We start from the raw sequence: 22,733 nt of genomic DNA, 5'->3' as shown, positions 1-22,733 counted from the left end.
TATGACCGTATAAAACTAAGACAGGAGAAAAATTGATCATGCGAAGATCCCCCAAAAAATCAAAAAACATCGTTTTTCTTTCGATACTTGGTACGATATTAGTTATTGTGGTAAGTGCTTTTATTTTATATAATCGCGCAAAATCACCGATGGCTACAGCTGAAAAAGAAGCTGTTACAATTGCTAAAAAATACGCAAAACTAGATAAAGAAACAGCATTTTATAGATATAATAGGGATGCAACTTATTTTACAGTTGCAGGGACAACAAAAGCTAATAAAAGAATTTATGTGATTGTTGCTCAAAAAGGTGGAAAAGTTAAAGTCTTATCACAATCAAATGGTAAGACAAAAAATGATATTTTAACTTATATCTGGAATGAAAAAAAACCTAGTAAAATATTGAATGTCGGACTTGGTATATACAACGGTGTACCTGCATGGGAAGTGAGTTATTTGAACAAGAAAAAAGCTCTTTGTTATGAAACACTGCAGTTCTCAAATGGTAAAGTTTTAAAATCCGTTGAAAATATATAATTGTCTTATGGACTAATATATCTGACTAATGATATTATAAAAGGAATGAAATCGATCTAGCAACTAGGACCGTAATGAGGAGGAAGTTTATTGAAAACAATTAGTATAATTGATGCTAAAAACCATGTAGACGAAGAAGTAAAAATCGGTGTTTGGCTTACTAATAAAAGATCAAGTGGTAAGATTGCATTTTTACAATTACGAGATGGAAGTGCCTTTTTCCAAGGTGTCGTGATAAAAAGTAATGTCAGTGAAGAAACTTTTGAAATGGCAAAAGAGTTACATCAGGAATCTAGCCTTTACGTTATTGGTGAGATTCATGAAGATAAACGCTCACCATTTGGCTATGAAATTGAAGTTAAATCACTTGAATTAGTTGGTGATAGTCAAGATTATCCAATTACACCTAAAGATCATGGAACAGAATTTTTGATGGATCATCGTCATTTATGGTTACGTTCAACGAAACCATATGCAGTTATGCAAATTAGAAATGAAATTATTCGCGCAACATATGAATTTTTCAATAAAGAAGGTTTTATAAAGATTGATGCGCCTATCTTAACTGGTAGTGCACCAGAAGGTACAACTGAACTTTTCCATACTAAATATTTTGACAAAGATGCCTATTTGTCACAATCAGGTCAATTGTATGAAGAAGCTGGGGCAATGGCCTTTGGTAAAGTATTCTCATTTGGACCAACTTTTAGAGCTGAAAAATCTAAGACAAGACGCCATTTAATTGAATTTTGGATGATTGAACCCGAAATGGCATTTATGCACCAAGAACAAAGTCTTGAAGTACAAGAACAATATATTGCGTTCTTAGTACAAAATGTTTTAGATAACTGTGACTATGCTTTAGATATTCTCGAAAGAGATAAAGAAGTCTTAAAAAGTTATACAAAAACACCATTCCCTAAAATTTCTTATGATGAAGCCGTCGAATTATTACAAAATTCTGGTGAATTTCCTGATACTAAATGGGGTGATGATTTTGGATCTCCTGAAGAAACTTATTTGGCAGAACATTTCAGTATGCCAGTATTCGTTTTAAACTATCCTAAAGCAATTAAACCATTTTACATGAAACCACATCCAACGAGAGAAGACGTCGTTATTTGTGCTGACTTATTAGCTCCTGAAGGTTACGGCGAAATTATTGGTGGTTCAGAACGTGAAACTGATGTAGATAACTTAATAGCACAAATTAAAAAAGCTGGATTGAACGAAAAAGATTACGAATGGTATTTAGATTTAAGAAGATATGGTAGTGTTCCTCATTCAGGATTTGGTCTTGGATTAGAACGCGCAACAACTTGGATTACAGGTGAAGAACATATACGTGAGGCTATTCCATTCCCACGTCTATTAAACCGTATTTACCCATAAAAAAGTAGAGAAAAAGAACCTTTAAACGAAATTGTTTAAGGTTCTTTTCTTAATTAAGGAGGCATTTTCGTTATGGATGCATTTATGAGTCAATTTTTAGAAGCAGGGGAAACCCATGTGTCTAATTTAATTTTACGGAATTATCGAAAAATTGGATTATCAAGTGATGAATTAATTTTCTTAATCCATCTATTAAGCTTTAATCAAGCAGGTAATAAATTTCCAGATACAAATCAAATTGCCAGTCAAATGGGCGTGACGGCCCAGGAAACCTATACATTACTGCAGAAATTAATCGAAAAAAAAGTTATTTCTATCAAAACAATTGATGATTCAAATGGGTACAGCACCGATCAATTTGATTTTAGTGTGTTATATGAAAAATTAAATAATTTAAGTCATAGGACACAAGAAAAGGTTGAAGTTGTTAAGAGTAATAATTCTCGAAAAGAGGTTTATGAAAAAATTGAAGTTGAATTTGGAAGACCTTTATCACCAATGGAATTAGAAAGTATTAGCATGTGGATTGATCAAGACCACTATATTCCAGAACTAATTTTGATGGCGTTGAAAGAAGCTGTCCTTAATCAGGCATACAGTTTAAAATATATGGATAGAATTTTACTAAATTGGGAAAAGAAGCATATAAAAACAAGTCAAGACATAAAAAAAGATAAAGAAAAAAGACAACAACAGAACTTTTCAAATAATGTGAAGAATAATGACAATACAAAAGAATCTAATGATAAACCGGAAATACCCCTATATCATTGGTCAAATTAATGAAATAAATAAAAACCTGGCGATATTCAGAATTTTAACTGAATATCGCCAGGTTTTTATTTAACGAGTAGCAGACGAAACGGCTTTACTGCTGTCTGCTTTAGATGAAGCACTTGAACTAATAGCGGAGCTAGAACTACTAGATGAACTAGAACTTTCTGAAGAACTAGAACTACTTGAACTAGAAGAACTGCTTGAACTAGATTCTTCTGAAGAACTAGAACTATTTGATATCTTAGGAACTGAATATGAACTGCTATCTGCTGTTGTTGTTTCTGCAGTAGATGAATCTGTTAATGATAATTCGCCATTTTTCAGATAAACGTCAGAAGGTTTTGTCCAATCCGTATTTGAAACTGATTGGGAAACGTACTGCATTAAGTTTTTATAAATACCTACAGCTAGATGTTGAGAATTAACATCTAAGTAGTTATTTGCGACTAATGGTGAATCATAACCTGTCCAAACTGCAATTGAGTAATTTGAAGTATAGCCGGAAAATAATGAATCCATAACTGCGCTAGATGGAAATTTAGAAGCAACATTTGATGGATAATCAGTAGTACCGGTTTTACCCGCTTGGTAAAGACCCGGTATTTGAGCTGCCGTACCTGTACCATTAGAACTATTAATAACACCTTTTAGCATATCAGTAATCATATAAGCAGTTGATGTTTTCATTGCTCTAGTACCTGAGCTAGAATAATTTTCAACTGTACCATCTTTTCTTTCAATTTCTGAAATATAAGTCCCTTTGTGATAAGTTCCACCATTTGCAAATGCTGCATAGGCTTCTGCATTTTGAGTCGTTGACATGTTTGCACCGATACCAGATGAGTAAGTATCAACTTGATCCTTAGAGACACCAAGTTTTTTGACGAATCCTTGGGCTTTTGATAATCCAACCGCTTCAAGTGTCCGAATAGCAGGGATATTACGTGATTGAATCAAAGCATTTCGCATTGTCATTGTTCCAAGATAGCTATTATCAAAATCATTTAATTGTTTTGTAGTAGCATCAGGGTAGTAATATTTTGTATCGCTAACTTTTTGATTAGTTGGGTAGTCTAGATATTCAATAGCAGGACCGTAATCCATAATAGGTTTCATGGTTGAACCGTTGCTTCGACTAGTTGCGACAGCCCGATTATACCCGAAAGTAACATTTGTTTGTTTACGGCCACCAATCATAGCTGAAATAGCGCCAGTTTTTGAATCAACCATGGTAACAGCTAATTGCATTTTACTGTCAGGATAGACCACATAGTTATTTGTATTAGCTATATCATAAAGTCGTTTCTGAGCATCCAAATCTAAGTTTGTACGAATCTTAAGACTACTGTTATAAGGATCAAAACCTTTATCTTTAACAGACTGAATAACTTCTTTTAAATAGGAATCAGAAATTTTTGCATTATAAGTATCTTTTTCGGCAGAATGTGATGTTCTTAGGCCTGAAGTAATTGGTGTCGCTTTAGCTGTACTTGCTTCGCTTGCCGAAATTTTGTTATTTGCTAACATTGCATCAATAACTTCATTACGTCGTTCCTTTGCGTATTCTGGATGCGCGTAAGGATTATAAGAAGATGGGGCATTAGGAATACCAGCAATTAACGCGATTTGTTCTGTATTTAATTTATTCAATTTTTTACCGAAATAGTAATTTGCAGCAGTTTGCATCCCGTAAATACCATTTCCCATAAAGACTTTGTTAGCATAGAACGTTAAAATCTGAGATTTACTGTATTTACGCTCTACTTGTAATGCTAGCCATGCTTCTTGCGCTTTTCGTTTTATTGTTTGATCAGATGCTTTTGTCGAAAAGACAGATAATTTAATAAGTTGTTGTGTTAAAGTACTACCACCTTGAAGACCAGCTGATCCACCAGTGATATTTGACAAGGCTGCACCTACAATTCGCACAGGATCAACGCCATTATGTTTATAGAAACGTTTATCTTCGATTGAAACAATGGCATCTTTTAATAGTTGCGGCATGTCAGACGATTCAGCGTAGACTCTTGAAGTTCCTAAGGTAGTGATGATTTCATCATTCTTTGCATAAATGACACTTGCAGGGGTACTTTCAAGACTACTTGATGTTATTTTTGGTGAATCTTTGGCGTAATAGAAAAATAAACTGATACTAGCAATTACGCCAATAACGAATAGAGCAAGTAAGCTCAAAAAAATACGTTTAAAAAGTTTACCTTTACTATTTTTACCTTTGTTGCCTTTTTTGTTAGTGCTTATTTCTTGTTCGCGTCGCGCAACACGAGTAGTACCTTTATTATCAGCTGTTGCCATAAATAAAATTCTCCTTTAATTATATAAAGCCTTAATTATAGATGCTCTATCATTTTATCAACGTATTTTAAATAGGGAATGACCGGATTTAAAGTATATTGTATCTCGAATCCTTCAGTTTGGACTGTTTTCAATGGAATTGATTTACGACCATTAACACTCTGCTTATCCCAGTAAGTAAATAGCGTTTTTGATGGTAGTAAGTAGACCTTACCTAAGGTTGTGAACTTCATTATAACAAAACTAATTCCTCTTTGTAATACACATGATTTCATATGGTTAATTTGGTGCTCATGAAAATTACTTAACGGAAATGAAGTTTTATTTTTAGTTTCTTTAGCTTCAAAATCTAAATAGTGGCCATCGTATATGCCATTGTAGTCAGTTGTTGACGCAGTTTGAAAGTAAGCTTCTTTAATAACAGCTGCACTTCGTTTAGGATAATCAACTTTTACAATTTGAATAGGCGTTGGTTTTTTGTGAATGACAGCCATATTATGAGCAAGGTAAAATGCGTTGCTTACGTTGATATCATCCTCTAATGACATCCCCCGTTTACCAAACAACAGCATATTTGACTTTTTTTGCGTATTTAAAGGTGATTGTTCATAAAGTTTTCCATTAGGATAATTAATACTCACAGTTATTTCACGCTCCAATCTAAAATATTATAACAATAAGTGATATAATTTAATAGCTTTAAAGGATTTGGTAACATATTCTTAATATAAGAAAGGAATATTTAATCAATTATGAAGCGTTTATGGGTGACTGGTTATAGAACATACGAATTAGGTATTTTTAATGAAAATGATCTTAAAATAAAAATCATTAAAAGCGCAATTAAAAAAAATATTATTAATGAAATAGAAAATGGATTGAAGTGGGTTATAACTGGCCCTCAGCTTGGTGTTGAGCAATGGACGGCACAAATTTGCCTAGATATACAAAATGAATATCCTGATTTCAAGGTATCAGTTATGCTACCATTCAAAGAGTTTGGTAATAATTGGAAAGATGATAAAAAATTAGTTTTAAATCAAATATTAAATGATGTAGATTTTTCTGATTATGTTAGTAAGGATACCTATCAGTCGCCACAGCAATTAAAAAATTATCAAACTTTTATGATAGAACACACAGATGGCGCGTTATTACTTTATGATTCAGAAAATGAAGGCAAAACAAAATTTGATTTATTAAAAATAAAGCAAACTAAAGAAGTGAAAAACTATGCATTACGTATGATAGATTTTATGGAATTAGAAGATATTGCAAACGAAATGGAAGAGGAACAAAATAATCATTTGAATTATTAAATAATTCTGCTATAATAAACAGGTATTAACATTATTTATGAGAAATTAGTGATGAGGTGTACGAATATGACGGATGTTAATTTTGTACCTAAAGATATCTTACAAAAACATTTTGAAACAAAAATGCGTGGATATGATTCTAAAGAAGTTGACGAATTTCTTGACGATGTTATTAAAGATTATGAAACCTTTGATAAGAAAGTCAAAAAACTTCAAGAAGAAAATGATCGTTTAATTGCTCAAGTCGACGAACTTACAAAACAGGTTACTGTTGGTAAAAGTTCACAGACGACCCAAACAACATCTACAACTTCAAATATGGATATTCTTAAACGATTATCTAATTTGGAACGTCGTGTGTTTGGTGCACAGTTAGATGAGAATGAAAATTCTAGAAATCAATTTTAAATTAATTGAATGATGTAATATAGATTCAGTGTAAATTTCGGGTAATTGCGGTCTATTAAGTTAGGCTGAGGAAAGTCCATGCTTGCACAAGCTGAGATGCTTGTAGTGTTCGTGCTTGGTGAAAAAATAAGCCAAGGTACCTTCGGGTAACGGCGGATAAAATGACTAAGGCTTCGGCTATGTCAAAGTAATCTGTAAAGTGCCACAGAGACGATACAATATTGGAAACGGTATTGCTGGAACGCGGTAAACCCCACGAGTAGGCAACCCAAACTTTGGTAGGGGCGCTTCATGACGGAAATGAACAAATCATGGGGGCAGATAATATCTGGAGATAGATGATTACCACTGATTTCATCGCCTGAGATGGATGACGTACAAAACATGGCTTATAGAAATTTACATGATTTCAGGATGAACTAGGATGAAGAATTTTCTTTTATCCTAGTTTTTTTATTAAAAAAATTAAATTATAGTGAAGGTGCAAAATGGAAACTTTTAAATTATTGGCAACCGCAGCTAGCGGTATTGAGTCAATTGTTGGAAACGAACTTAAACATATGGGTTATGATGTTCAAGTAGAAAATAGTCGTGTCCGCTTCGAAGGAACAATGGAAGATGTTATTAATACAAACCTATGGTTGAGAACCGCAGATCGCGTTAAAATCATTGTTGGTGAGTTTACGGCTACGACTTTTGACGATTTATTTGAACAAACAAAAGCAATCTCTTGGGATAAGTTTTTACCATTAGATGCGGAATTCCCTGTTCAAGGAAAATCTCAAAAATCAACACTCTATAGTGTTCCAGATGCCCAAGCAATCGTGAAAAAAGCAATTGTTGATCAATTAAGTGATGTCTATCACCGTACAACACGCTTACCAGAGACGGGTTCAAAATATCCATTGGAAGTTGCTATTAATAAAGATAACGTCTTATTGACACTTGATACAACGGGTAGCAGTTTATTTAAACGTGGTTATCGTGTTGAAAAGGGTTATGCTCCTTTAAAAGAAAATATGGCAGCTGCGTTAGTTATGTTAACTAATTGGTATCCAGAAAAACCTTTTGTTGATCCAGTATGTGGTTCAGGAACAATCCCAATTGAAGCTGCATTAATGGGACATAATATTGCACCTGGTATCGGTCGTTATTTTGTATTCGAAGATTGGGATTTTGTTGAAAAAGGACTATTTGATCGTTTAAGAGAAAAAGCAAAAGGTGAAGCAAATCTTGATGTAGTATTAGATATAGCAGGTTATGATATTGATGCTGGCATGATTGAAATTGCTAAAAAGAATGCCGCTGAAGCTGGCGTCTTGGATAGTATTGAATTCAAGCAACTTGCTGCAAAAGATTTTACAACAGAAAAAGAAAATGGTGTTTTAGTCGCTAACCCACCATACGGTGAACGATTGAGCGATACTGAATCTGTACGTGTTTTATACAAACAGATGGGTGTTGTTTATAAACAAATGCCTACTTGGAGTAAATATATCTTAACAAGTGACTTAACTTTTGAAGAATATTATGGTTCAAGAGCATCTAAAAAACGTAAGCTATATAATGGCTCATTGAGAACGGATTATTTCCAATATTGGGGTAAACGTAAACCAAGAGCATAATAAATAATAAGTTTAAAAGCTATCTAATCAACGATTAGGTAGCTTTTTTTATTTAAGATAAAAAAAATAAGTGTTATCTCTTTACTTATTAATAGTAAGTGATATACTAAGTTTATTCAAATAGAGAAGGGGAAATTAATTATGAAAACTCAATTATTAGATCTTATGGAACAACGTCGTTCAATTTACGCTTTAGGGGATAAAGTAAGTCAAACACCTGATGAAATTACTGGTGTTATCGAGGATGCTATAAAGAAATCACCAACATCATTCAATAATCAAACAATTAGAGCAGCAATTTTATATGGTAAAAATTCAGACATGGTTTGGGATATCGTTGAAAAACGTCTTAAATCTGAGGTTCCTAATGCTGAAGCATATAAGAAAACTCAAGAAAAGATTGCAACATTCCGTGCTGGATTTGGAACAATATTATACTTTATAGATACTGATGTTGTTGCTCAAAATGAAAAAGATTTTGCTTTATACGCTGATAACTTCAGAGTTTGGGCAGAACAAGGTTTGGGCGGTGCTCAACAAAGTGTTTGGACAGTATTAGCTGAAAATGGTATTGGCGCAAGTTTACAACATTATAATCCACTTATTGATACTGAAATTAAAAATGCGTTTAATATCCCTGGAAACTGGGAATTACGTGCACAAATGCCATTTGGTTCAATTGAAGCAGCGGCAGGAGATAAAGATTTCATGTTAGATGATGACAGATTCTTAGTTATTAAATAATAGTTCAAAAAGATGAAACTTAAGGTTTCATCTTTTTTTATGGAAAAATATAGAATATCTGATCAATTATGTTAAGCTTTAAATATAGAAGAATAATTTTATTGTGTTAGAGGAGATCATAAGCATGAAAAAATATCAAAAAACATATTTTTATCAACCCGAGCTAGCTAAAACGGTTATTTTATGGTCATGGACGTTCTGCTTATTTTTAGGTAGTTTATTATTATGGTTAGAGATAACAACATTACAAATTTGGACAATTGTTTTATTTATACTTTTTCTTATTGTATCAATTGTTCAAATCTTGAATCGTAAATTAATAGTTGACGACAAAAATATTAAGTTAACTAAGGTTATTCGAAAACATAATGAAATAATTGAAATTTCCGCAATAAAACAAGTTAAATTAAGAAGATTTGGACTATCTTTTTATTTAGCCAATAGTAAAAAGTCAGTTGTTTTGAATTCTAGAAGCAAGTTACAATTATACACGGACCTTAAAAAGGGAAATAAATGATGCCAATAGGTGTCATTTATTTTTTTATAAAAAAGAAATATTAAAAAGAGAAATAGCTTGAATATCCATTAAAATACGAACTATTTTTATTAATTTTTTAATTTCGTCCTTTTTTTGCTTTGACACAACGCTGAGTTGTTGATAGAATAGGTTTATTAAATTTGGAGGTAATCGAATGGCAAAGATAGCAATTGTAATGGGATCGATTTCCGACTGGACCACAATGAAATTTACGGCTAATTTATTAGATGAACTTGATATTGAGTATGATAAAAAAGTTATTTCGGCACATCGAATGCCAATAGAAATGATTAAATTTGCAGAAAGTGCGGATAAAAATGGGTATGAAGTTATTATTGCTGGTGCGGGTGGTGCCGCACATTTACCAGGAATGATTGCAGCTTCAACCGTCATCCCTGTAGTAGGCGTTCCGGTGCAGTCCCATGCGCTAAATGGAATAGACTCTTTACTGTCAATTGTTCAGATGCCTGCGGGAACACCCGTAGCAACTATGGCAATTGGTAAAGCAGGTGCAACAAATGCCGGCATCTTTGCCGCAAAAATTTGTGCCTTAAGTGATTCAACTATAAAAGATAATTTAAAGTCATATCAATTATCACTCCATCAAAAATCTTTGGAAAGTAGTGATTTACTTGATTAAAAGGATATTACCAGGACAAACAATTGGTATTATTGGTGGTGGTCAGCTAGGACAAATGATGACAACGTCTGCAAAAGAAATGGGTTATCGTGTGATTATATTAGATCCGCAAAAAGATTGCCCAGCTGCTCAGGTTGCGGACAAACAAGTGATTGCAGATTATGACGATGAGATTGCTATTTTAAATCTTGCAAAAATGTGTGATGTACTAACGTTTGAGTTTGAAAATGTAGATGCTGATACGATTGATGCAGCAAAGCAATATTGCTATGTTCCACAAGGGTCGACTGCACTGCGTATTTCACAAGATAGAATTAGTGAGAAACAATTTTTGGAAGCTCATAATTATCCAATCGCACCATTTAAATTAATACAAAGTTTTGATGATTTAGAAAATGCCATTAAAATAACTGGGTACCCATCAATTTTAAAAACGATTCGTGGCGGATATGATGGTAAAGGACAAGTTATTTTAAAGACAAGTGCTGATTTGATTGAAGCGGGAAAATTGATTCAAAATAGAACATGCGTGTTAGAAGGCTTTGTTCAGTTTGATCGTGAAGTTTCCGTTATCATTGCTAGAAATGAATTAGGCCAACAAAGTATTTTTCCGATTATCGAAAATCAACATCGTCATAATATTTTACATGAGAGTTCTTGTCCGAGTCGTTTATCGATTGAGACAAGAAAAGAAGTTGAAATTATTGCAAGTCAAATTGCTGATGATTGTTTGTCTGTTGGAACAATGGGGATTGAATTTTTTGTTTCAGATTCAGGTGGCGTTTATGTTAATGAAATTGCACCTAGACCACATAATTCCGGACATTTAACAATTGAGGCCTGTTCCTTATCACAATTTGAAGCGCATATTAGAGGAATTTGTAATTTACCAATGTTAAAACCACAGTTGTTAAGTCATGCTATTATGATTAATATTTTGGGACAACATGTCCAGTCAGTATTAAATGAAATTCAAAATGAAGGTCAATGGCGGTTTCATTTTTATGGTAAAAATGAAGCAAAACAAGATCGTAAGATGGGTCATGTAACGATATTAACCGATAATATTGAGCAAGCTAAAATTGATGTATATCAAACGAAAATTTGGGATTAAGAGAGGAAGATAAAAATGATTGATCGTTATACAAATGCTGAGATGGGTGCCATATGGTCAGATGAAAATAAATATAAAGCTTGGTTAGAAGTTGAAACATTAGCTAGTGAGGCTTGGGTTGAACTAGGCCATGTTCCAGCAGAAGACGCTGAAAAAATTCGTAAAAATGCTAGTTTTGATATTGATCGTATTTTAGAAATTGAACAAGAAACAAAGCATGATGTCGTTGCCTTTACAAGAGCTGTCTCAGAATCTCTAGGGGAAGAACGTAAGTGGGTTCATTATGGATTAACTTCTACAGATGTAGTTGATACAGCGTATGGATCTATTTTAAAACAGGCTAATGAAATTTTGCGTAAGGATATTGAAGAATTTATGGCTGTTTTAGCTGATAAAGCAGTTGAATATAAAGATACTGTTATGATGGGTAGAACACACGGTGTACATGCTGAACCAACAACATTTGGATTGAAAATTGCATTGTGGTATTCTGAAATGAAACGTCATCAAATTCGTTTTAATGATGCAGCATTAGATGTTGAAGCTGGAAAAATTAGTGGTGCTGTAGGAACATTTGCCAATATCCCAATGTTTGTGGAAACTTATGTTTGTGAGCATCTTGGAATTAGACCTCAAGAAATATCGACACAAGTCTTACCACGAGATTTACATGCTAATTATGTTTCTGAGATGGCTCTTCTTGCAACATCGATTGAAAAAATGGCAACAGAAATTCGTGGATTACAAAAAAGTGAGACACGAGAAGTTGAAGAATATTTCGCTAAAGGCCAAAAAGGTTCATCAGCTATGCCACATAAACGTAATCCAATTGGTTCAGAAAATATTACAGGGTTAGCGCGTGTCATTCGAGGACATATGGTCACTGCCTTCGAAGATGTTACATTATGGCATGAACGAGATATTTCACATAGCTCTGCAGAACGTATTATATTACCCGATACAACTATTTTATTAGATTACATGCTACGTCGCTTTACAAAAATAGTTAAAGAATTAACAGTATTTCCGGAAAATATGAAAAAAAATATGGACCGTACTTTTGGTCTTATTTACAGCCAAAGAGTTTTACTTAAATTAATTGATAGTGGCATGTCTAGAGAGGCTGCATATGATTTAATTCAACCTAAGACGGCAATCTCTTGGGATCAACAAATACAGTTCCGTCCCTTATTAGAAGCAGATGAACAAATAATGTCTGCATTAACTCAAGCAGACTTAGATGATGCTTTTGATTATCATTATCATATTAGAAATGTTGATGCTATTTTCGAACGAATTGGTCTCATTTAAAGAAATATGTAAACCATAAAGTTATTTTAATAGCTTTATGGTTTTTTGTTTGCCATAATACGAACTTTAAATTAAAAAAATATAAAAATAATCGTATTTTACCTTGATAAATTATATAGTAATTGTTAAACTATATTTGTAAAGAACGAACTATTTAGTTAAAAAGTATATTTTTATATGTTTTTATTCTTAAGGGGGCTATTCGCTTGGATCAATTGATTTACGAAGGAAAAGCTAAAGATGTTTATCAAACTAATGATGAAGAAGTATTAAGAATGGTATACAAAAACCAAGCTACCGCACTTAATGGTAAACGGAAAGAAGAAATATTAGGTAAGGGATTATTAAGCCATCAAATATCTGATATTATTTTTTCTTATTTAATGGCAAACGGTATTAAAACACATTTCATTGAAGATGTTTCTAAAACCGAACAATTAGTTAAAAAAGTTGAAATAATTCCAATTGAAGTTGTTTTACGAAATACTATTGCAGGTAGTTTTGCTCGTAAATTTGATCAAGTTGAAGGAACTAAATTAACAGTTCCTGTTATTGAATACTATTATAAGAATGATGCTCTAGACGATCCTGGAATAAATGAGTCACAAATTTTTGCGTTAAATTTTGCGACTAAAATAGAAATGGACGAAATAAAGAAACAAGTCCTTCATATTAATCAGCTACTGTATAAATTATTTAAAGACATCAATATTGATTTAATTGATTTTAAACTTGAATTCGGTCGGTATCATGGGGAACTTATTTTGGCAGATGAATTTTCACCTGATAATGCACGTTTATGGGATTCGAAGACACATAAATCATTAGATAAGGATATTTTCAGAAAAAACCAAGGTAGCATTATTCCAGTATATCAAGATGTTTTAAACCGACTAAAAAATCGAAATGAGGTCAAATAATGTATAGTGTAAAAGTTTACGTTACATATAAAGAATCAGTTTTAGATCCGCAAGGTCAAGCTGTTAATGAAGCGATTAACCGATTAGGATTCTCAGGTGTTAGTGACGTTCGAGTTGGTAAATATTTTGTGTTAAAGGTTGAAGCAACTGAATTAGAGATAGACCAAAAAATTGATGCGATTTGTGATAAATTATTAGCTAATCCAAATATGGAGCAATATCGTTACGAACTTGAAAAAGTGGAGGCTTAATCATGAAATTTGCAGTTGTTGTATTTCCTGGTTCAAATTGTGATTATGATTTACTTCACGCTATTCGGGATGGTTTACATGAACAAGCTGAGTTTGTGTCGTATACAGAGGAATCTCTTGATGGTTTTGATGGTGTATTACTTCCAGGTGGATTTTCATACGGCGATTACTTAAGAAGTGGGGCAATTGCCAGTTTATCACCCATTATGAATGAAGTGAGACGTTTTGCGGATGAAGGTAAACTAGTGTTTGGAACCTGTAATGGATTTCAAATGTTAACGGAAATGCAACTACTTCCAGGTGCATTAATTCAAAATAAAAATATTAAATTTATTTGTAAGCCAGTTACTTTGGAAATTGTTAATAATCAAACGCGTTTTACAACTGATTATAAAACGCAAACGACAATTGAATTACCAATTGCTCATGGCGAGGGTAATTATTATTGTGATGATGAAACATTAGCTTCTCTTAAGAAAAATAATCAAATTATTTTTAGATATCAAGATAACCCAAATGGAAGTATTGATAATATTGCTGGAATTATTAATGAGCGTGGAAATGTACTTGGTATGATGCCGCATCCAGAACGTGCTATTGAAGCATTGCTCGGTTCAACGGACGGCCTAAATTTATTTAAATCGATGTTAACGACATACACAGAGGGAGTGGGTTAATTTGGTTACAAAACAAGAACCGACGGCACAAATAATTGAAGATACCAAATTATATCAAAATTGGGGATTAACTGATTCAGAATATAAGTTAATTAAAGATGATATTTTAAGTCGTCAACCTAACTATACTGAAACTGGTTTATTTTCAGTAATGTGGAGTGAGCATTGTTCTTACAAAAATTCCCGCCCCGTTTTAAAACATTTTCCAAATTCTGGGCCGCAAGTTTTACAAGGACCTGGAGAAGGTGCTGGTGTTATTGATATTGGTGATGGTAAAGCAGTTGTATTTAAAGCTGAAAGCCATAATCATCCCTCAGCTGTTGAACCCTATGAAGGTGCCGCAACAGGTGTCGGCGGTATTATCAGAGATATTTTTTCAATGGGGGCAACACCTATTGCACTTCTTGACAGTTTACGTTTCGGTGAACTAGATAATGAGCACACTAAGTATCTTGTTTCAGAAATTGTAGCTGGTATCGGAGGATACGGTAACTGTATTGGTATTCCAACTGTTGGTGGAGAAATAGGATTTGATCCTTGTTATGAGGGTAACCCACTAGTAAATGCAATGTGTGTTGGACTGATTGATCATAAAAATATTCAAAAAGGCCAGGCAAAAGGTGATGGAAATCTAGTTATTTATGTTGGTGCTAAAACGGGTCGTGATGGTATTCATGGGGCAACGTTTGCTTCTGATGAATTTGCTGATGATAAAGAAACACAGCGTTCAGCTGTTCAAGTTGGTGATCCATTCATGGAAAAATTATTAATGGATGCTTGTCTCGAACTTATTCTAGATCATCCAGACTGGTTAGTTGGTATTCAAGATATGGGAGCTGCTGGATTAGTTTCGTCAACTGCTGAAATGGCCTCGAAAGCTAAATCAGGGATGGTACTTGATTTAGATAACGTTCCACAACGTGAAACTAATATGTCTGCTTACGAAATGATGTTATCTGAATCTCAAGAACGGATGGTTCTTTGTATTAAACCTGAATTTGAAACTAAAGTTATCAATTTATTTAAAAAATATGATTTAGAAGCCGTTAATATCGGGTATGTAACAGAAAATACGGATTATGTTTTAATACATGAGGGAAAAATTGTTGCTAATATTCCCGTTGATTCTTTAGCAAGTGATGCACCAGTCTATCATAAGGAACAAAAAGAACCTGCAAGAATCAGCAAATTTAAAGCGCAGTCTGATTTTATACCTGAAATAGAAAATACGAAGCAAACTTGGTTAGATTTGTTACAACAACCAACAATCGCATCCAAAAAATCATTGTACGAAACGTACGATTCTCAAGTTAAAGTCAATACAGTGGTTAGACCTGGTAGTGATGCAGGTGTTATTCGAATTAGAGAAACTAATAAGGCACTCGCAATGACAACAGATTGTAATGCGCGTTATATTTACTTGAATCCTAAGGTTGGTGGTCAAATTGCTGTTTCTGAAGCAGCGCGTAACATAGTTGCATCTGGTGGACAACCACTCGCTATTACAGATTGCTTAAATTATGGACGTCCTGAAAATCCAGAAATTTTTTGGGAATTTGATCAAAGTGCTATCGGTATTTCTGAAGCATGTGACTTATTTAATACACCTGTTATTTCTGGTAATGTCTCTTTATATAATGAATTTAATGAACAAGCCATTTATCCAACGCCAATGATTGGAATGGTTGGTTTAATTAAAGATGTTAAAAATATAACAACGCAAGATTTTAAACATGCTAATGATTTAATTTATTTAGTGGGTACAACTTATAATGATTTTAATGGTTCAGAAATTCAGAAAATGACTACTAACGAGATTTCCGGAGATATTAAACATTTTGATTTAAAGACTGAACAAAGTAACCAAGCGTTTGTTTTAGAAGCTATCGAATCTGGTTTAGTCGAAAGTGCACATGATTTATCTGAAGGTGGTCTAGCCGTTGCTTTAAGTGAATCCGTATTTAAAAACGATTTAGGTATTGATATTAATGTAAATATGACAGATGCACAACTTTTCTCAGAATCACAATCGCGATTCATTTTATCGATTAAATCAGAAAATAAGACAGATTTTGAAAATTTAATGAATCAAACTGCTGAAAAAATTGGCTGTGTTACAGCAGACCAATTAATTAACGTGACGACAAAAGGGAGTAAGATAACTCTTACAACTTCTGAAGCCAAACAAGTTTGGGAGGATGCAATTCCGTGCCTAATGAAATAAGAAGTTTAAATGAAGAATGTGGTGTTTTTGGTGTTTGGGGAAATGAAGATGCAAATCAGATTACCTATTTTGGTCTGCATAGTTTACAACATCGCGGCCAAGAAGGTGCAGGAATTGTATCAAATGATGAAGGTAAACTAATTGGTTATAGAGGATTAGGATTACTATCAGATGTTTTTAGAAATCCTGAAAAAATAAAAAAATTAACCGGTAATGCAGCTATTGGACATGTACGTTATGCAACGGCCGGTAGTAACGGAATTGATAACATTCAGCCATTTTTATTTGATTTTTACGATACACAGTTTGCCTTAGCCCATAATGGTAATTTAACTAATGCGGTAACGCTTAGAAATGAGTTAGAGCAAGATGGGGCTATTTTCAAATCAAGTTCGGATTCAGAGGTTTTGATGCACTTAATTCGTCGTTCATCACAAGACACTTTGCATGAACAGGTTAAAGACGCATTAAATCAAGTACATGGTGGGTTTGCTTACTTATTAATGACGTCAAACTACATGATTGCGGCACTTGATCCAAATGGATTTAGACCACTATCTATTGGTCAAATGGTAAATGGTGCTTACGTCGTTGCAAGTGAAACCTGTGCTTTAGATTCTGTTGGGGCAGAATTCGTTCGCGATGTGAACCCTGGTGAAATCGTCACTATTACTGACGAAGGGCTATCAATTGACGTTTATACAACTGAAACTAAAATGTCAATTTGTTCAATGGAATATATTTATTTTGCAAGACCGGATTCGGATATTTGTGGGATTAATGTCCATTCTGCTCGTAAAAGAATGGGTCGCAAACTAGCACGAGAAACGGGTATTGATGCAGATATGGTTATTGGTGTACCAAATTCCTCATTGTCTGCAGCTAGTGGTTATGCAGAAGAAAGTGGCATTCCTTATGAAATGGGATTAGTTAAAAATCAATATATTGGCCGGACCTTTATTCAACCCACCCAAAGACTTAGAGAACAAGGGGTGCGAATGAAATTATCAGCTGTTAAAAGCGTGGTTAAGGGTAAAAAGATTATTTTAGTCGATGATTCAATTGTTCGGGGGACAACGAGTAAACACATTGTTAGATTGTTAAAAGAAGCTGGAGCTGCTGAAGTTCATTTGCGAATTGCGTCACCACCTCTTAAATACCCTTGTTTTTATGGGATTGATATTCAAAAGCAATCTGAATTAATTGCCGCAAATAAATCAATTGAAGAAATGAAGGCTATTATTGGGGCAGACTCATTAGCATTTCTAAGTGAAGCTGGATTAATTGCTTCAATTGGTTTGAATTTAGATGCCCCATATTCAGGACTATGTATGGCTTACTTTAATGGTGATTATCCAACGCCATTATATGATTACGAGGATGAGTATTTAGCAAACTTAACGACAGAAAAGTGAGGACTTCAAAATGGTAAATGCTTATCAAAAATCGGGTGTTGATGTGAATGCAGGGTATGACGTCGTTAATCGAATTAATAAACAAATGTCACTGGTAAATGAAACAAGTTCAGTTGGTGGATTTGGAGGACTCTTTGATCTCAGTCGATTAGGTATTATAGAGCCACTTATGGTTTCAGGTACTGATGGCGTTGGCACCAAATTGATGGTTGCCTTTGAAACAAATCGACATGACACAATTGGGATTGATTGTGTGGCTATGTGTGTTAATGACATTGTTGCTCAGGGTGCAACGCCTCTATACTTTTTGGACTACTTAGCGACTGGCAAAACTGAACCTCAAAAAATTGAAAGTATTATTTCTGGGGTAATTAAAGGATGTCAAACAGCACATATGAATCTTATTGGTGGTGAAACAGCTGAAATGCCAGGGATGTATCAAAAAACACATTATGATATGGCCGGATTTGCGGTTGGTGTTGTTGAAAAAAGTCAATTAATAGATGGTCATTCAATTCAAGAAAATGACATTTTAATTGGAATTTCGTCAACCGGTATTCATTCAAATGGATTCTCACTTGTTAGAAAGATATTTCTTGAAGACATGGCTTTTAATTTAGATGAAGCTTTACCAGAAATACCTAATGAATCACTTGCTGAAATATTAATGACACCAACAAAAATTTATGTAGATGATCTGATTCCTTTATTTCAAGATAATTTGATTAAAGGCGCAGCACATATTACAGGTGGTGGCTTTATTGAAAATATACCAAGAATGTTACCAGAAGGGCTAAAAGCAACAATTAATCTAGGATTATGGCCAGTACTACCAATTTTTGATGCCATCTCTAGATACGGTGAGATACCCCATTCAGAGATGTATGAAATTTTTAATATGGGTATTGGAATGGTTTTGGCTGTTGATAAAGCTAACGTTGAACAGGTGCTGACACAATTAAATAAAGAAACTGTACACGCTTATGAAATAGGCAGTATAGAAATTAAAAATACTGATCAAACGGTCGAATTGGTAGGTAAATAAAATGGTCAAAGTAGCAATTTTTGCATCAGGGACCGGTTCTAATTTTGAATTTATTGCAGATAATCAGGCATTAAAAGATGCAGGATTAGAAATTGAAGTTTTAGTTTGTGATCGACCAAAAGCGGCTGTCATTAAAAAGGCAGCACGTAGAGGAATTCCAACCTTTATTATTCAACCTAAAGACTTTGAAAATCGTAGTCATTATGAACAAGTGATTGTTAATGAATTAGCTAAGTATCAAATCGACACCATTTTATTGGCGGGTTATATGCGTGTGATTACAAGTACATTATTGAGTAAGTATCCGATGGAAATTATTAATATTCATCCCGCAATGTTACCCCTTTTTCCAGGTATTCATGGAATTGAGGATGCGTATAAGGCAGGTGTTAGTGTAACTGGTGTGACGATACACTACATTGACGAAGGTGTTGATACGGGGCCAATTATAGCGCAACAAAGTATTCCTATTTTACCAAATGAAACACTTGAACAATTGGAAAGTAAGATTCATGATGTTGAACACCAACTATATCCAAAGGTGATTCTAAATTTATTAAACAATAAAAAGGGAGATTAATAAGATGAAAAGAGCTTTGATAAGTGTATCTGATAAAACTGGTGTTGCAGACTTCGCTCAGGGATTAATCAAACGTGGATTTGAAATTATTTCAACTGGTGGTACGTTTAATATTTTAAAGGATGCCGATATCGCTGTAATTAGAATTGAAGATGTGACTCACTTTCCAGAAATGCTTGATGGACGAGTTAAAACATTACACCCAATGATTCATGGTGGGTTATTAGCAAGGCGTGACAATCCAGCTCATATGGCTAAATTAGAAGAAGAACATATTGCCTTAATCGATTTAGTTTGTGTAAACTTATATCCCTTTAAAGAAACGATTGAAAAACCTGGTATTACTGAGTCAGAAGCTATTGAGCAAATCGATATTGGTGGGCCTTCAATGTTGCGTTCTGCTGCCAAAAATTTTGAATCTGTTTATGTTGTTGTCGATAAAGCTGATTATCCGTCTGTTTTAGATAAACTCGATGATGATAAAATGGATAATCAGTTTCGTCGACAATTAGCAGCTAAAGCGTTTAGACACACGGCTGCATATGATACTTTAATATCATCTTATTTAACAAAAGAATTAGAAATTGAATTTCCTGAAAAATTGTCATTAACATATGATTTCAAACAAGGAATGCGTTATGGTGAAAATGCACATCAAAAAGCGGCTTTCTATCAATCAGCTTTACCAAATGCTTTTTCGATTGCTGCCGCTAAACAATTACATGGTAAAGAGTTATCGTATAACAATATTAAAGATGCCGACGCTGCTTTAAAAGTTGTCTCAGAATTTAAGCAACCTGCTGTCGTTGCGATGAAACATATGAATCCTTGTGGGGTTGGTACTGGAGAAACGATTAATGCTGCATGGAAAAAAGCATTTGATGCTGATAAAACGTCAATTTTCGGAGGCATTATTGCCTTAAATCGTGAAGTTGATTTAGAAACAGCAACTGAATTACATCATTTATTCCTTGAAATTATTATCGCACCAAACTTCACAGATGCTGCATATGATATTTTAGCTAAGAAGAAAAATCTTCGTGTTATGACAATTGATTTCAGTCAAAAGGACCAAGCTGATAAATATGAATATGTCTCAGTGATGGGTGGCTTACTTGTTCAAGAACGTGATCAAGTCATTGACCAAATGGAAGAATTAAAAACGGTAACTGAAAAATTACCAACAAGTGATGAAAAAGAAGCAATATTATTCGCTCAAAGAATTGTGAAGCATGTTAAGAGTAATGCGATTGTAATTGCAACTAAGGATCAAACACTTGGAATTGGTGCGGGTCAAATGAACCGTGTCGGATCGGTTAAAATTGCGTTAGAGCAAGCACTAGAACATGGGATGGTAGAACCATTTGTCTTAGCTTCAGATGCTTACTTCCCAATGGATGATAGTGTTGAATATGCTGCTGATCATGGTATTACGGCAATTATTCAACCGGGAGGGTCAATTAAAGACCAAGAGTCAATTGATATGGCTAATCGCAAAAATATTGCTATGGTATTTAGTGGCCGTCGTCATTTCAAACATTAAATTGTTAAAATGAGTCTATCTTTTTAACCTATGAAAGGATTATTTTAAATAATGAAAATTTTAGTTATTGGTTCTGGCGGACGTGAACATGCCATCGCACGTAAATTTATTGAAAGTGATACTGTCTCAGATGTTTACTGTTTACCCGGAAACCCTGGGATGAATAACAACGGGATTAAATCTGTGGGTATTGATATCACTAATTGGATTGGCATGACAACCTTTGTCCGTGAAAATGACATTGATTGGACTTTTGTTGGACCAGAAATTCCACTGATAGATGGCATAACTGATTTTTTTCGTGAAGAAAACCTAGTTATATATGGGCCTTCAAAAGCCGCTGCCCAGTTAGAGGGGTCAAAGGAATTTGCGAAACAAGTTATGGCGTCAGCCAATATCCCGACAGCTAACTATCAGACATTTACCGATTACCAGACTGCATTAGATTATATGACGCACCAATCATTCCCAATAGTTATTAAAGCAAATGGATTAGCTGGTGGTAAGGGCGTTATTATTGCTCAAGATCTATCAGAAGCAACTGATGCTTTGCGTTCATTTTTAGTCCAACAACAATTTAATACAACAGAAGTATTAATTGAAGAGTACCTTGAGGGTGAAGAATTTTCATTGATGGCATTTATTGATCGAGATAAAGTTTATCCGATGCCAATTTCTCAAGACCATAAACGGGCATTTGAGGGAGATAATGGTCCTAATACCGGCGGAATGGGCGCATATTGTCCAGTTCCACAAATTTCAGAAGATGTTGTTACGGAATCAATTGAAAAAATTGTTCAGCCAACAGCGGATGAAATGATGAAACGTGGTATTCCATTCACAGGTATTTTATATGTGGGAGTAATTTTAACTAAAGACGGTCCAAAAGTAATTGAATACAATGTTCGGTTTGGCGACCCCGAAACTGAAGTCGTATTACCAAGATTAAAAACGGATTTTGCATTAGTTATTTCAAAATTATTGCAGCATGAAAGTCCATCTTTACAATGGGAAACAGAGGGAATCACTCTAGGTGTCGTTATTGCCGCTGATGGGTATCCAGAAAATCCTGAAAAAAATATTACATTACCCAATTTAAGTGACTTTAAGTCACTTTCCAACAGAATTGATTTTGCAGGTGTAAAATTAGTTGATAAGAAATTAGTTAGTGCAGGTGGACGCATTTATATTATGCATGAATCAGGCGTAGACATGGCAGATGCACAACAGAAACTTTATCAGTTAATTGCTGATTTTGAAGCACACAAAACATTTTACAGAATGGATATTGGTTATAGGGCGAATCTAAAATAAAAAAACGTTCATGTTTACTTATAGTACAAGTAAGCATGAACGTTTTA

22 protein-coding genes and 1 other RNA gene are annotated in these 22,733 nt (G+C 34.0%); 21 read left to right on the top strand and 2 right to left on the bottom strand.

Annotation, left to right across the window (positions count from 1 at the left end):
- Positions 1 to 38: 38 nt before the first annotated feature.
- The 3 genes from AC1RP1_RS02640 (at position 39) to AC1RP1_RS02630 (ending at position 2,711) form a co-directional block, all read left to right on the top strand.
- On the top strand, positions 39 to 536 hold the full coding sequence (locus tag AC1RP1_RS02640; RefSeq protein ID WP_481761289.1) for a cell wall elongation regulator TseB-like domain-containing protein: 498 nt from the start codon (positions 39 to 41) through the stop codon (positions 534 to 536).
- A 90-nt stretch (positions 537 to 626) separates the two neighbouring features.
- The gene (gene asnS / locus AC1RP1_RS02635) at positions 627 to 1,928 is read left to right on the top strand and encodes an asparagine--tRNA ligase (protein ID WP_409022573.1); all 1,302 of its coding nucleotides are present in this window, start codon (positions 627 to 629) and stop codon (positions 1,926 to 1,928) included.
- A 72-nt stretch (positions 1,929 to 2,000) separates the two neighbouring features.
- Positions 2,001 to 2,711 (top strand): DnaD domain protein, encoded by a 711-nt coding sequence (locus tag AC1RP1_RS02630; protein ID WP_481761290.1) that lies wholly within the window; start codon positions 2,001 to 2,003, stop codon positions 2,709 to 2,711.
- 60 nt (positions 2,712 to 2,771) lie between these two features.
- Here AC1RP1_RS02630 and AC1RP1_RS02625 read toward each other — a convergent pair whose 3' ends face one another.
- Both AC1RP1_RS02625 and recU read right to left on the bottom strand, forming a co-directional pair.
- Positions 2,772 to 5,018, bottom strand: a complete 2,247-nt coding sequence (locus AC1RP1_RS02625) for a transglycosylase domain-containing protein (RefSeq protein ID WP_481761291.1) — start codon at positions 5,016 to 5,018, stop codon at positions 2,772 to 2,774.
- 35 nt (positions 5,019 to 5,053) lie between these two features.
- Positions 5,054 to 5,659, bottom strand: a complete 606-nt coding sequence (gene recU, locus AC1RP1_RS02620) for a Holliday junction resolvase RecU (RefSeq protein WP_481761292.1) — start codon at positions 5,657 to 5,659, stop codon at positions 5,054 to 5,056.
- 111 nt (positions 5,660 to 5,770) lie between these two features.
- Here recU and AC1RP1_RS02615 point away from each other — a divergent pair, with 111 nt between their 5' ends.
- From AC1RP1_RS02615 to purD, 18 genes are all read left to right on the top strand, one after another.
- Complete coding sequence (locus tag AC1RP1_RS02615) at positions 5,771 to 6,337, top strand: SLOG family protein (protein WP_481761293.1); 567 nt, start codon at positions 5,771 to 5,773, stop codon at positions 6,335 to 6,337.
- A gap of 66 nt (positions 6,338 to 6,403) precedes the next feature.
- A complete protein-coding gene (gene gpsB, locus AC1RP1_RS02610) occupies positions 6,404 to 6,745 on the top strand; it encodes a cell division regulator GpsB (RefSeq protein ID WP_481761294.1) in 342 nt (113 codons plus the stop codon).
- A 33-nt stretch (positions 6,746 to 6,778) separates the two neighbouring features.
- Positions 6,779 to 7,142, top strand: an RNA gene (gene rnpB, locus AC1RP1_RS02605) — RNase P RNA component class B.
- 91 nt (positions 7,143 to 7,233) lie between these two features.
- On the top strand, positions 7,234 to 8,370 hold the full coding sequence (locus tag AC1RP1_RS02600; RefSeq protein ID WP_409022567.1) for a THUMP domain-containing class I SAM-dependent RNA methyltransferase: 1,137 nt from the start codon (positions 7,234 to 7,236) through the stop codon (positions 8,368 to 8,370).
- Between the two features lie 141 nt (positions 8,371 to 8,511).
- Complete coding sequence (locus AC1RP1_RS02595; RefSeq protein WP_481761295.1) at positions 8,512 to 9,114, top strand: nitroreductase family protein; 603 nt, start codon at positions 8,512 to 8,514, stop codon at positions 9,112 to 9,114.
- Positions 9,115 to 9,238: 124 nt separating this feature from the next.
- A complete protein-coding gene (locus AC1RP1_RS02590; protein WP_481761296.1) occupies positions 9,239 to 9,631 on the top strand; it encodes an EbsA family protein in 393 nt (130 codons plus the stop codon).
- 175 nt (positions 9,632 to 9,806) lie between these two features.
- Positions 9,807 to 10,292, top strand: a complete 486-nt coding sequence (purE, locus tag AC1RP1_RS02585) for a 5-(carboxyamino)imidazole ribonucleotide mutase (RefSeq protein WP_481761297.1) — start codon at positions 9,807 to 9,809, stop codon at positions 10,290 to 10,292.
- On the top strand, positions 10,285 to 11,406 hold the full coding sequence (gene purK, locus AC1RP1_RS02580) for a 5-(carboxyamino)imidazole ribonucleotide synthase (protein ID WP_481761298.1): 1,122 nt from the start codon (positions 10,285 to 10,287) through the stop codon (positions 11,404 to 11,406). Before purE ends, purK begins: the two co-directional genes overlap by 8 nt.
- A 15-nt stretch (positions 11,407 to 11,421) precedes the next feature.
- Positions 11,422 to 12,717 (top strand): adenylosuccinate lyase, encoded by a 1,296-nt coding sequence (gene purB / locus AC1RP1_RS02575; RefSeq protein ID WP_481761299.1) that lies wholly within the window; start codon positions 11,422 to 11,424, stop codon positions 12,715 to 12,717.
- Positions 12,718 to 12,917: 200 nt separating this feature from the next.
- Entirely contained in the window at positions 12,918 to 13,637 is a 720-nt protein-coding gene (purC, locus tag AC1RP1_RS02570) for a phosphoribosylaminoimidazolesuccinocarboxamide synthase (RefSeq protein WP_481761407.1), read from the top strand.
- Positions 13,637 to 13,888 (top strand): phosphoribosylformylglycinamidine synthase subunit PurS, encoded by a 252-nt coding sequence (gene purS / locus AC1RP1_RS02565; protein WP_409022561.1) that lies wholly within the window; start codon positions 13,637 to 13,639, stop codon positions 13,886 to 13,888. The genes purC and purS overlap by 1 nt, the downstream gene beginning before the upstream one ends.
- A gap of 2 nt (positions 13,889 to 13,890) precedes the next feature.
- Positions 13,891 to 14,565: a phosphoribosylformylglycinamidine synthase subunit PurQ gene (purQ, locus tag AC1RP1_RS02560; RefSeq protein ID WP_481761300.1), complete on the top strand. Its 675-nt coding sequence runs from the start codon at positions 13,891 to 13,893 to the stop codon at positions 14,563 to 14,565.
- A 1-nt stretch (position 14,566) separates the two neighbouring features.
- The gene (gene purL, locus AC1RP1_RS02555) at positions 14,567 to 16,789 is read left to right on the top strand and encodes a phosphoribosylformylglycinamidine synthase subunit PurL (RefSeq protein ID WP_481761301.1); all 2,223 of its coding nucleotides are present in this window, start codon (positions 14,567 to 14,569) and stop codon (positions 16,787 to 16,789) included.
- Entirely contained in the window at positions 16,774 to 18,204 is a 1,431-nt protein-coding gene (purF, locus tag AC1RP1_RS02550; RefSeq protein ID WP_481761302.1) for an amidophosphoribosyltransferase, read from the top strand. Before purL ends, purF begins: the two co-directional genes overlap by 16 nt.
- 10 nt (positions 18,205 to 18,214) lie before the next feature.
- On the top strand, positions 18,215 to 19,249 hold the full coding sequence (gene purM, locus AC1RP1_RS02545; protein ID WP_481761303.1) for a phosphoribosylformylglycinamidine cyclo-ligase: 1,035 nt from the start codon (positions 18,215 to 18,217) through the stop codon (positions 19,247 to 19,249).
- Between the two features lies 1 nt (position 19,250).
- Positions 19,251 to 19,829: a phosphoribosylglycinamide formyltransferase gene (purN, locus tag AC1RP1_RS02540; protein ID WP_481761304.1), complete on the top strand. Its 579-nt coding sequence runs from the start codon at positions 19,251 to 19,253 to the stop codon at positions 19,827 to 19,829.
- 4 nt (positions 19,830 to 19,833) lie between these two features.
- A complete protein-coding gene (gene purH, locus AC1RP1_RS02535) occupies positions 19,834 to 21,372 on the top strand; it encodes a bifunctional phosphoribosylaminoimidazolecarboxamide formyltransferase/IMP cyclohydrolase (protein ID WP_481761305.1) in 1,539 nt (512 codons plus the stop codon).
- Positions 21,373 to 21,423: 51 nt separating this feature from the next.
- On the top strand, positions 21,424 to 22,686 hold the full coding sequence (purD, locus tag AC1RP1_RS02530; RefSeq protein WP_481761306.1) for a phosphoribosylamine--glycine ligase: 1,263 nt from the start codon (positions 21,424 to 21,426) through the stop codon (positions 22,684 to 22,686).
- Positions 22,687 to 22,733 lie beyond the last annotated feature (47 nt).

It is taken from the genome of Dellaglioa sp. CoH-56-MRSF-13 (genome assembly GCF_056782095.1).
Note: the sequence above shows the minus strand (reverse complement) of the source record. Positions and strands in the feature narration are given on the sequence as shown.

Bases quoted from the DNA above. Each gene is read 5' to 3' on its own strand.
- AC1RP1_RS02615 (WP_481761293.1), top strand. From the start codon at position 5,771: ATGAAGCGTTTATGGGTGACTGGTTATAGAACATACGAATTAGGTATT.
- AC1RP1_RS02600 (WP_409022567.1), top strand. From the start codon at position 7,234: ATGGAAACTTTTAAATTATTGGCAACCGCAGCTAGCGGTATTGAGTCA.
- purS (WP_409022561.1), top strand. From the start codon at position 13,637: ATGTATAGTGTAAAAGTTTACGTTACATATAAAGAATCAGTTTTAGAT.
- AC1RP1_RS02625 (WP_481761291.1), bottom strand. From the start codon at position 5,018: ATGGCAACAGCTGATAATAAAGGTACTACTCGTGTTGCGCGACGCGAA.
- purE (WP_481761297.1), top strand. From the start codon at position 9,807: ATGGCAAAGATAGCAATTGTAATGGGATCGATTTCCGACTGGACCACA.
- purN (WP_481761304.1), top strand. From the start codon at position 19,251: ATGGTCAAAGTAGCAATTTTTGCATCAGGGACCGGTTCTAATTTTGAA.
- gpsB (WP_481761294.1), top strand. From the start codon at position 6,404: ATGACGGATGTTAATTTTGTACCTAAAGATATCTTACAAAAACATTTT.
- purH (WP_481761305.1), top strand. From the start codon at position 19,834: ATGAAAAGAGCTTTGATAAGTGTATCTGATAAAACTGGTGTTGCAGAC.
- purD (WP_481761306.1), top strand. From the start codon at position 21,424: ATGAAAATTTTAGTTATTGGTTCTGGCGGACGTGAACATGCCATCGCA.
- purQ (WP_481761300.1), top strand. From the start codon at position 13,891: ATGAAATTTGCAGTTGTTGTATTTCCTGGTTCAAATTGTGATTATGAT.
- purM (WP_481761303.1), top strand. From the start codon at position 18,215: ATGGTAAATGCTTATCAAAAATCGGGTGTTGATGTGAATGCAGGGTAT.
- AC1RP1_RS02590 (WP_481761296.1), top strand. From the start codon at position 9,239: ATGAAAAAATATCAAAAAACATATTTTTATCAACCCGAGCTAGCTAAA.
- AC1RP1_RS02640 (WP_481761289.1), top strand. From the start codon at position 39: ATGCGAAGATCCCCCAAAAAATCAAAAAACATCGTTTTTCTTTCGATA.
- AC1RP1_RS02595 (WP_481761295.1), top strand. From the start codon at position 8,512: ATGAAAACTCAATTATTAGATCTTATGGAACAACGTCGTTCAATTTAC.
- AC1RP1_RS02630 (WP_481761290.1), top strand. From the start codon at position 2,001: ATGGATGCATTTATGAGTCAATTTTTAGAAGCAGGGGAAACCCATGTG.
- purB (WP_481761299.1), top strand. From the start codon at position 11,422: ATGATTGATCGTTATACAAATGCTGAGATGGGTGCCATATGGTCAGAT.